Source organism: Victivallis sp., from assembly GCF_048170485.1.
GTDB lineage: Bacteria > Verrucomicrobiota > Lentisphaeria > Victivallales > Victivallaceae > Victivallis.
The window spans coordinates 1-10229 of record NZ_DBEXAY010000140.1 but is presented as its reverse complement, the minus strand read 5'-3'; the positions used below and the strand labels follow the sequence as shown (position 1 = coordinate 10229).

The 10229-nt window shown below is 64.1% G+C and carries 7 protein-coding genes; 5 read left to right on the top strand and 2 right to left on the bottom strand.

The features are described 5' to 3' along the window. Positions 1-509: 509 nt before the first annotated feature. From ACMLHG_RS07470 to ACMLHG_RS07450, 5 genes are read left to right on the top strand one after another with little or no spacing between them, the layout of a single operon-like run. The gene (locus tag ACMLHG_RS07470; RefSeq protein WP_417170095.1) at positions 510-4322 is read left to right on the top strand and encodes a DUF3857 domain-containing protein; all 3813 of its coding nucleotides are present in this window, start codon (positions 510-512) and stop codon (positions 4320-4322) included. Continuing rightward, positions 4319-4927 (top strand): MBL fold metallo-hydrolase, encoded by a 609-nt coding sequence (locus tag ACMLHG_RS07465; protein WP_417170094.1) that lies wholly within the window; start codon positions 4319-4321, stop codon positions 4925-4927. The genes ACMLHG_RS07470 and ACMLHG_RS07465 overlap by 4 nt, the downstream gene beginning before the upstream one ends. Positions 4928-4930: 3 nt before the next feature. Next, complete coding sequence (locus tag ACMLHG_RS07460) at positions 4931-5713, top strand: dihydroorotate dehydrogenase electron transfer subunit (RefSeq protein ID WP_295809521.1); 783 nt, start codon at positions 4931-4933, stop codon at positions 5711-5713. A gap of 2 nt (positions 5714-5715) precedes the next feature. Then, a complete protein-coding gene (locus tag ACMLHG_RS07455; RefSeq protein WP_417170093.1) occupies positions 5716-6636 on the top strand; it encodes a dihydroorotate dehydrogenase in 921 nt (306 codons plus the stop codon). 4 nt (positions 6637-6640) lie between these two features. Next, positions 6641-7531 (top strand): tRNA-dihydrouridine synthase family protein, encoded by an 891-nt coding sequence (locus tag ACMLHG_RS07450; RefSeq protein ID WP_417170092.1) that lies wholly within the window; start codon positions 6641-6643, stop codon positions 7529-7531. A gap of 115 nt (positions 7532-7646) precedes the next feature. Here ACMLHG_RS07450 and mutY read toward each other — a convergent pair whose 3' ends face one another. Together mutY and ACMLHG_RS07440 are read right to left on the bottom strand one after the other, a co-directional pair. Further along, positions 7647-8726, bottom strand: coding sequence for an A/G-specific adenine glycosylase (gene mutY / locus ACMLHG_RS07445; protein WP_417170091.1), 1080 nt, complete (start codon positions 8724-8726; stop codon positions 7647-7649). A 5-nt stretch (positions 8727-8731) separates the two neighbouring features. Next, on the bottom strand, positions 8732-9922 hold the full coding sequence (locus ACMLHG_RS07440; protein WP_294432559.1) for a type III PLP-dependent enzyme: 1191 nt from the start codon (positions 9920-9922) through the stop codon (positions 8732-8734). Positions 9923-10229 lie beyond the last annotated feature (307 nt).

The following is a 10229-nucleotide window of genomic DNA, read 5'->3' as shown; positions in this document are numbered from 1 at the left end:
AGAACTTTTTTTCTCCCCGAACCGGCCACATCTTCCCCACATCAGGTTCCGGCGGCCGTCAAGCGGGCAAACGGAATAAAAGCGACCCGCAGGGGAGCGGTTATGCCGGATTGCCGCTTGACCGGCGGCGGGTTCTGATGTATCCCCGGCCCGCCGTTTCGCCTGCTCCACACAAAAAAGATTCCCCCGGATGCACGCATCCAGAGGAATCTTTTCACGAAGCAGAAAACTTACTTCTTCTTCGCCTGGGCGATGGCGGCCCGGATCTTCTCCCGGCAGCGCTCCAGGTAGGCCTTGCGACGACGGCGCTTTTCAATCTTGTTGCTCTGCTGTCCCATTTCAACTCCTTTGGTATAGAAGGTTTTTTACAAGTGCATTTTGATAAATATAGCCACCGGAATGCGAAATTTCAAATAAATGTCGAAAAAATCATTTCATTTTCGCCGAAAAGCGGTTATTTTATGTGTACTGCAGATGCAAAAACGGATACCAGAAAGAGGAGGATTCCGATGAAACATATCCTGCAACTTGCCGTGTGGATGCTGATCCTCGCCCTGTCGGCCGGAGTTCCAGCCACGGCGATGACCGTCGCCGAAATCACCGCAAGCGCGAAAAACGCCACCGCGGAACGGTTCCCCGACGCCGACAGCGTCCTCGTCTACGACCTCGAGGAGATCACCTATCAACCCGACGGACTCGGCACCGGCACCGACGACTTCTACCAGAAGGTGCTCAACGAATCCGGCCGGAAACAGCTGCGTGAACTCTCCTTCCGCTACAACTCCACCTACGAGAAACTCGAAGTGCTCACCGTGGAGATCATCCGCCCGGACGGGAAAATCGTCAAGATCGACCCCGCCTCCGGCCACGAAACCATCGACGCCTCCCAGATGGGGAGCAACATCTACGACCCGGCGAACAAAGTCTTCACCATCGCCGTCCCCGGCCTCGAAATCGGCGACATGCTCCACGTCAAGAGCAGGGAAACCACCCTCAAGGCGCGGATTCCGGGGCAGTGGTCCGGCTACAACGTGCTGCAGGCGGATGTCCCCTTCCTCTACTATGAGGTGCGGATCAACGCGCCCGAAAGCCGGCCGCTGGCCGCGAAGGCGATCAAGGATGAAGTGCCCGGCACGGTGAGTTTTCAGGAGAAACGCGAAAACGGCCGCATCCTCTACACCTGGATCGCCCGGAACGTGCCGCAGGTGATTCCCGAACCGGGGATGCCGCCAATGTACACCACCGTCCAGCGGCTGCTCACCAGCACCGCGAAGGACTGGAAGGAGATCTCCCGCTGGTATTATCAGGTGAGCCGTCCGCGGCTCGACGCGGTCACCCCCGCAATCCGGGCGAAAACCGCCGAACTGATCCGGAACTGCCGCACACCGGAGGAGAAGATCATGGCGCTCTTCCAGTTCGTCTCCCAGCAGGTCCGCTACATGGGCATCACCGCCGAATCGGAGGCCCCCGGCTACGAGCCGCACGACGTTTCGATGACCTTCGACCGCCGCTACGGCGTCTGCCGCGACAAGGCGGCGCTGCTGGTCTCGATGCTCGAACTGGCCGGATTCAAGGCGTTTCCGGTGCTCTTCCTCGCCGGAGATCCCAAGGACGACGAAGTGCCCAACATCTACTTCAACCACGCCATCACCGCCGTCGAACTCGCCCCGGGGAAATACCAGCTGATGGATCCGACCTACGAGACCACCACCGAACTCTTCCCGGCGGCGATGTCCAACATGAGCTATCTGGTTGCCAAGCCGGAGGGGGAGACGCTGCTGCGCTCCGCCACGGTTCCGGCGGAAGCCAACCTGCTGCGCGTCTCCACCACGGCGGTGATCACCCCCGCGGGGAAACTCTCCGGCGAGAGCGTCCTCCGTTTCGAAGGGATCAACGACCAGATCTACCGCGACGCCTTCTCCCGCTGGCAGCCCGACTACCGGCGGCAGTTCTTCGCGGCGCAGGTGAAGCGGGCGATTCCCGGCGCCGAACTCAAGACGCTGAAGATCTTCCCGGAAAACATCCGCGACATGAAAACCCCGCTGCGGGCCGAACTCACGTTTGAAGGGCAGGAGTTCCTGCCGGAAAATCCGGCCGAATTCCTGCTCCAGCTGCCGCTCCTCGGCTCCGAATTCGGCGCGGCGGGCTTCGTCCTCGGTCCGGTCGGGCTGGAGAAGCGCAAGTTCAAGCTCAAGGCCTACTCCACCTGCGGCATCGACGAGGAGTTCAAGCTGGCGATTCCCGCCTCCTGCCGCCTGCTCTCCGTGCCGGAAAGCGAAACGGTCGCCGCCCCCGGCATCCTGAACTGGCAGCGCAAACTCTCCGCCGGTCCGGCGATGATCTCCGGCCGCAGCCGCTTCACCATCGACACGGTGGAGATCGATCCGGCCGGATACCTCAAGCTCAAGGAGGCGCTGCGCAAAATCGAGAGCGCCGAACAGAAACTCCCGGTCGCCCGGCTCGACTACGCGGCGGTTCCGCCCGCGCTGGCCGGCCAGGCCTTCCCCGGCGCGGATTCGCTGCTGCTCGACCGCGAAATCTCGGTCACGCTCCGCGACGCGCAGAACTACCGCACCGTGCGGCGCGAAAAGCGCCGGATCCTCAACTACGCCGGAGTGAAGGCGAATTCGGAGCTTTCGATCCCCTTCCAGCCGCTCCGCGAGACGGTCTCGATCGAGGCGACGGTCACTTCGCCGGACGGCAAGACGCGAAAGCTCGGCAAGGAGGAGCTCAATCTCATGGACGCCCCCGGCGCGGCCGCCGCTCCCCGCTATCCGGCGGGCAAGGTGCTGGTCGCCAGTCTGCCGGGCGTCGCCCCCGGTTCGGTGGTCGAGAGCGTCGTCACCACCGAGGTCAAGGGGGGGCCCTTCTTCAGCCTCTACTCCACCTTCGCCGCATCGGTTCCGGCGGAACAGCTCCGCCTCTCGCTCACCGCGCCGGAGAAACTGGATCTGCGGATTTCGTCCACACCCGCCGGAATCCGGTTCCAGACCGCCGCGAAAGGGGCGGAACGCACCCGCGACTGGAACACGTCGAGCGTGCCGGGTCTCCCGCGGGAGCCCTCCATGGCGCCCGCCTGGCTCTTCGCGCCGACGGTGATGATCTCCTCCGGCTCCTACCGGAATCTCGCCGATTCGCTCCGCGGCGCGCTCGAGAAGGTGCTGGCACAGCCCCGGCCGAAGACCGCCGCGCTGGCCGCCACGCTGAAGCCCGCCGGCGACAACCAGTCGGTGCTTCGCGACTTCGAAGGGACGGTTCTGCGCATCCGCGACTACGTTGCGCGGCACATCCGGCCGGCCGGTCCGGGGCTGAATGAACTGCCCTGGAGCAGCTTCTCCAATCCCGACGTGACGCTGGCGGCCGGGTACGGCAACTCCGCCGACCGCGCCATTCTGCTGGCCGCATTGCTCAAAGAGGCGGGGATCGAATCTCATTTCGTCGCCGCCTCCGGAATCGGTTACGCGCCGCAGACGGTCCGGATGCTCGAACGCTACCCCTCGGACTGCTTCGGCACGCTGCTGGTCTACCTGCCCGCGCTGGAGAGCTACCTCAACGACACCAGCCAGTACGCCCGGATCGGCACGACGGCGGAAGAGGAGAAAATCGGTCTGGAACTCTCCACCGGCCGCCTGATTCCCATCCGGCCCCGCCGCAAGACCGCCACCTCGGAGAAGCTGGAGTACAACATCCGCATCCGTCCAGACGGCGCGGCGGAGATCCTCGCGACGCGCCGCACGTTCGGCGTCAATTTCGAGAACGAGCACCGCATGTTCCGGGAGATGACCCCGGAGGCGATGGCGCAATATCTCCAGAACTTCGCCGCCGGCTTCTCGCAGTCGGCGAAGATCGTCGGCAAGCCGAAGATCGACTTCGACAACTATCCGGGGCTCTTCTCCTGCCGGGTGGAGGTGCCGGACTTCGCCTCGATCTCCGGGCCCTATCTGCAGTTCCGGCTGCCCGGATACAGCCGGTTCGCCGCGATGGTCAGCACCGCGGAGTCCGAACGGCGCACCCCGGCGTGGCGGAACAACCCCTCCCGGCTCTCGATCGAGTATCAGATCGAACTGCCGCCCGGCTACGAGGTGGTGCCCGACCGGCCGGAACGGTTCGAGCTGGGCCGCTTCGGTTCGGCCGCCTTCTACGAATACTTCGAACCCGCCCGCGGCACGCTGCGGATCGACTGCGGTCTCACCCTCCCGGTGGAGCTGACCATGCCGGACGACTACGGCAAACTGGTCCGGCTCCAGCGTGAACTGGGCAAACTTTCGGCGGAACGGGTCATTCTGGTGAACCGCGCCGCCGCCACGGAGAAACAGCAATGAACATCAAAACTCTTCCGGTCGGCCTCATCGACACCAACTGCTATTTCGTCCATCTGCCGGAAAAGCGGCAGCTCTACGTGATCGATCCGGGCGGCGACGCGGCCGAGATCGTCGCCGTCGCCCGCTCCTTCGACTTCGACCGGGTGGAAATCCTGCTCACCCACGCCCATGTGGACCACATCTCCGCCGCCGGAGAGGTCGCCAGGGCGCTGGGAATCGACTGCGTCCGGCTCGCGGCGGCGGATCACCCCCTCTACGCCAGTCCGGAGAACGCCCTCCTGCCGTGGCTCCCCGCCGCGAAAAATCTCCCGCCGGCGAAGGAGTTCGCTCCGAATGACGATTTCACCGTGATCCCGCTGCCCGGGCACACCCCCGGCGGAAGCGGCCTGCTCTTCGCGGCAGGGAACGCCCTTTTCGTCGGCGACACGCTCTTCGCCGGTTCGGTCGGGCGCACCGACCTGCCCGGCGGCGACTATCATTCGCTCATGGAGTCGATCCACAGCCGTCTCCTGACGCTGGCGGACGACTTGAACGTATATCCCGGTCACGGTCCGGCCACCACCATCGGCCGCGAACGTGCCACCAACCCCTATCTTCAGGATTAAATCATGCAGAACGGCCAGATCATCAGCAACGAACGGCTGCAGAACGACTACTTCCTCGTCCGCTTTTACGCCCCGGAAATCTGCCGGAAGGCGCGGGCGGGGCAGTTCGTCCACGTCCGGATCGACCGGCGCGGCGACCACATTCTGCGCCGCCCCTTCAGCATCCACAACACCGAACCCGACGGCGCGCTCAGCGTCGTCTACAAGGTCGTCGGCGCGGGAACGCGGGAGCTCTCCCAGCTCCCCCCCGGCGCGTTCTGCGACCTGATGGGTCCGCTCGGCACTGGATTCGCCGACGTGCCGGAACCGGTGACGCCGGTCCTGGTCGCGGGCGGATACGGCGCGGCGGCCACCTACCTTCTGACCCGCCAGATGAAACAGCGCGGCCTCTTCCTGCTCGGCGCGCGGAGCCGGGCGGACGTCCTTCTCACCGACGTCTACCGCGCCGCCGGATACGAGGTGCGGGTCGCCACCAACGACGGCTCCGAAGGGGAAAAGGGCTTCGTCACGAAGCTGGTCGAACAGCTGCTCGATGAACAGCCGGAACGGCGCTTCTTCTTCTACGGCTGCGGACCGCATCCGATGCTGATGGCGCTGGCGAAGATTTTGCGCGCCCGGCAGCAGGACGGCGAACTCTCGATCGACCACCTGATGTGCTGCGGCGTCGGCGCCTGTTTCGCCTGCGTGGTCAAAGTCAAGGCGGATACCCCGGAGGGGTGGCAGTACGCCCGCGCCTGCACCGACGGGCCGGTGTTCAAACTCAAAGACGTTTACGTGGAGCAGTAAAAATGGCCGATCTTGTCTGCAATCTCGGAAAGTTCACGCTGAAAAACCCGGTGATGACCGCCTCCGGCACCTTCGGCTACGGCTTCGAATATCACAACTACTACGACATCTCGCGCCTCGGCGCGGTGGTGGTCAAGGGAATCCGCATGACCCCGTCGCACGGCAACCCGACCCCGCGCGTCGCCGAAGTCACCGGCGGCATGCTCAACGCCATCGGCCTGCAGGGTCCGGGGGTCGAAGCGTTCCTCCACAAGGAACACTACATGCCCTTCCTCCGCCGGGTCGGCGCGACGGTGATCGTCAACATCTGGGGCACCTCGATCGCCGAATACGGCGAAGTCGCCGCCCGCCTCGAAGCGGAAAAGGAGGGGATCACCGCGCTGGAAATCAACATCTCCTGCCCCAACGTCAAGGCCGGCGGCGTCGCCTTCGGCACCGATCCGGTGCTGGCCGCGGAGGTGGTGAAAACGGTCCGGGCGGCGACCACCCTGCCGCTGATCACCAAGCTCAGCCCGAACGTCTCCAACATCGGCGAGTTCGCCCGCGCGGTCGAAGCCGCCGGAAGCGACGCGGTCTCCCTCATCAACACGATCACCGCCATGGCGATCGACATCGAAACGCGCAAGCCGAAGATCGCCAACCGCACCGGCGGCTTCTCCGGCCCGGCGCTCAAACCGATCGCGGTGCGCATGGTCTATGAAGCGGCCCGTGCGGTGAAGATTCCGGTGATCGGCATGGGCGGCATCATGACCGGCGAGGACGCGGTGGAGTTCCTGCTCGCCGGAGCGAGCGCGGTCGCAGTCGGCACCGCCAACTTCGTCGATCCCTTCGCCCCGCTCAAGGTGATCGACGGCATCAACGCCTACCTCGACCGCCACGGCATCGCGAAGGTCTCCGACCTGGTCGGCAAAGTCGAGTGCTGAATTGATGGAGATCTGGCCCGGTCCGATGGAGGGGGTGATGTCCGCCCCCTTCGTCCATGCCGCCAACCGCCTCGGGCTGGTCGAGCGGTGGATGACCCCCTTTCTCCGGCTGACCACCGCCTGTCCGCGCGGAAAACACCTGAAGACATTCCTCGAACCTTTCGCCGCCGGAGGTGTTCCGGTCACCGTCCAGTTGATGGGAGTTGATCCTGACGTGATCGGCGAAGCGGCGGCGCGCTTTTGCGATCTCGGCGCGGCGGGAATCAACCTCAATTTCGGCTGTCCGAGCCGTCAGGTGACCAGTGGTGGAGCTGGAGGTGGCGCGCTCCGCCATCCCGACGCCCTCCTCCGGATGGTCGAACGGGTGAAGAGCTTTCTGCCCGACCTCCCGCTGAGCGTCAAACTCCGCACCGGCTGGAATTCGCCGGAGGAGGCACACCATCTCCTGCCCGCACTGGCGCGCACCGGAGCGCTCGACCGGCTCTTTCTTCACTTCCGCACCGTCTCCGAAGGGTACGCCCCGACCGAAGGCAGGGAAGCGCGGCTCGTTGCCGCCATCGCCGACCTCGGCGCCGTTCCCTGCATCGTCAACGGCGATCTCCGGAGTGCGGAGGAGGCCCGCACCCTCGCCGCCGCCACCGGCGCTTCCGGCGTAATGGCGGCCCGCGGCTGGCTCCGCGACCTCTGGCTGCTCCGCCGCATCGCGGGGGAAACGGAACTCCCCGACGTCGAAACCGGCCGTCAGCGCTTCTTTGCCGAAGTTCTTTCCGGCGGCTTCCGCTGCTGCCGCGCCATCGAACTGAGTCAGTTCCTCTGGGGGCGCGACAACCCGTGGTTCGACCGTCTCCGCCGACTTCCCCCGGGCGCAACGGTAGGCCCCGAACTCTTCCGCTGACGGCGAAGGGAGGAGAAAACGCGTGTTCCCCACAAAATCACTCTTCCCGGGGGAAGTGACGGGGATTCGGCGGAAATGTGACGGAAAAATAACGGATCCGATGGCCGCAGGAATTTTATTTCCCGGTGAGCAGAAAGCGGCGGAACACCCGGAAGGCGGAGGGCAGAGAAATGCGCGTCTCCAGCTCCTGCCGCGTCACCCATTCATACCCTTCGACCGGTTGGGAGAGTTCGGCCAGATACCCCTGCATCTCCCACTCCAGATGGGAGAAAACATGCCGGGCTGAGACCACCCGTTCAACCGGCGTCTCAGGCGGGATCCCCAGCTCCGCCAGGCGGGACACTTCGAACGCCCCCTCCAGCGCCGGAAACTCCCACAATCCGGCGAGCAGCCCCTCCGGCGGGCGCTTCCGGAGCGCCACGCGCTCTCCGCAACACAGCAGAAACACACAGCGCCGCTCGACCCGGCGCGGCTTCTTCGGCGCCCGCACCGGAATCTCCGCCGCCGTTCCGGCCCGCCGCCCTTCACACAGCTCCGCCAGCGGGCAGCAAGAACACTTCGGCGCGCCGTTCGGCAGACAGACCACCGCACCCAGCTCCATCAGGCTCTGGGTGAAGTCGCCACAGCGTCCGGCAGGGTAGACGGCACGGAGTTTTCCGGTGATCTCCTTGCGGAAACGCGGCTGCGTGACCTCCCCGGGATATCCGGTGAGGCGGGCGGCGACGCGGAGCACGTTGCCATCCACCGCCGGCTCCGGCAAACCGAATGAGATCGAGGCGATCGCCCCCGCCGTGTATTCCCCGATGCCGGGCAGGCGGCGAAGCTCCTCCGCCGAGCCGGGGAAATGCCCGCCGTACTCAGCCTGAATGATCCGGGCGCACCGGGCGAGGTTGCGGACCCGGCTGTAGTAGCCGAGCCCCTCCCAGAGCTTGAGCAACAGCTCCTCCGGCGCGGAGGCAAGCGAGGCCAGATCAGGCAGTGCGGCGAGGAACCGTTCAAAGTAGGGCTTCGCCGCCTCGACCCGGGTCTGCTGAAGCATGATCTCGGAAATCCACACCCGGTAGGGAGAGGAGTCCTCCCGCCACGGCAGAATCCGGGCGTTCCGGTCGTACCAGTGCAGGAGCCCGGGGACGATCGCGGAGAAATCGAACTCCGGCGTCCCCCTCTCCGCCTTCCCTTCAGCGCCGGACGGCACCGGCTTCACGCCTCCGCCGCCGGAACCGGCTTCTTGACGAAATAGACCGGCAGCGGCGGGAAGCCGTTGAACTCCACCGAACAGTAGCTCGACGTGTACGCGCCGCAGCTCAGCCAGTAGATGCGATCCCCCGGCTTGATGTAGGCCGGAACCGGGTTGCGGAAATATTCGTACATGATGTCCTGGCTGTCGCAGGTCGGTCCGGCGATGATGAAGTCCTCGGAGGGTTCGCCGCGCGCCTCGCAGTAGAGCGGATACTTGATGCTTTCGTCCCAGGTCTCGATCAGCCCGTTGAACTTGCCGGTGTCGATGTAGAGCCACTTGTCGACCCCCATGCTCGACTTCTGGCTGATGAGCACCACTTCGCTCACCAGCACGCCGCACTCGCCGACGAGAGAACGGCCGGGCTCCAGAATGATCTCCGGGAAGTCGTCGCCGAAGTCCTCTTCCAGATACCGGGTGATCTCCTCGGAGTAGACCGTCATCTCGTTGGTCTTGGAGATGTAGTTCGCCGGGAAGCCGCCGCCCATGTTGATCAAACTCAGCTTGACCCCTTCGCCCTCCAGATAGTCGAAGATGTACCGCACCTTGGCGATGGCGGAGTCCCAGGCGCCGATGTCGCGCTGCTGCGAACCGACGTGGAAGCTGATGCCGCAGGGTTCGAGGTTGAGCTCCCGGGCCAGCAGCACCAGGTCGATCGCCATATCCGGGTGGCAGCCGAACTTGCGCGAAAGCGGCCAGTCCGCCGTTTCACTGCCCTCGGTGAGAATCCGGCAGAAAACCCGCGCGCCGGGAGCCTCCTTGGCGATGTTGCGCAGGTCCGCCTCGCTGTCGGTGGCGAAGAGGCGGACCCCCCTCTCGTAAAAGTAGCGGATATCCGCCGCCTTCTTGATGGTGTTGCCGAAGCTGATCCGGTCGGGGGTGATGCCCAGCGCCAGCACCCGGTCCAGCTCGTACCGGGAGGCGATGTCGAAGCAGGAGCCGAGGTCACGGAGCAGTTCCAGTACTTCTACGGCAGGGTTCGCCTTGACGGCGTAGTAAATTTTGGCGAAGGGGAAATGGTGGAGCAGCTCTTCATATTTCCGGCGCACGATATCAAGGTTGACCACCAGAAAGGGTGTGGGATGCTGATTGGCCTCCTGTTTGATGGCCAGCCAGTCCTCTTTGGTGTAATAGTCCAGAACGTCAATCCGCATTGTAATTTGACCTTTCGTATCCGTTCAAACGTTCTTGTTACCCTCTGCCGGAGCTGTGCCGCCGGATGGCGTGCGGATTCCCCCCGGTTCTGCGGAAAATCCCGCTTCCCAGTCAGCGAAACACGGGATTTTTCAACAACGCATAAAAAGTATCCCTTTATCGGGGTATTGCAAATCGTGAAACGGAAAATTTACGGTTTTTTTATCCCCTCGCCATATTTCGCCGCTCCCGGGCTCTCCCCCCCTGAAAAATTTTTTCAAAAAAAATGAGAAATATTCTTGAAACGCCCTAAATGAATGTTATATT

Excerpts from the sequence above, each read along its gene's own strand:
- ACMLHG_RS07455 (WP_417170093.1), top strand. The coding sequence starts at position 5,716 with ATGGCCGATCTTGTCTGCAATCTCGGAAAGTTCACGCTGAAAAACCCG.
- ACMLHG_RS07440 (WP_294432559.1), bottom strand. The coding sequence starts at position 9,922 with ATGCGGATTGACGTTCTGGACTATTACACCAAAGAGGACTGGCTGGCC.
- ACMLHG_RS07465 (WP_417170094.1), top strand. The coding sequence starts at position 4,319 with ATGAACATCAAAACTCTTCCGGTCGGCCTCATCGACACCAACTGCTAT.
- ACMLHG_RS07470 (WP_417170095.1), top strand. The coding sequence starts at position 510 with ATGAAACATATCCTGCAACTTGCCGTGTGGATGCTGATCCTCGCCCTG.
- ACMLHG_RS07450 (WP_417170092.1), top strand. The coding sequence starts at position 6,641 with ATGGAGATCTGGCCCGGTCCGATGGAGGGGGTGATGTCCGCCCCCTTC.
- ACMLHG_RS07460 (WP_295809521.1), top strand. The coding sequence starts at position 4,931 with ATGCAGAACGGCCAGATCATCAGCAACGAACGGCTGCAGAACGACTAC.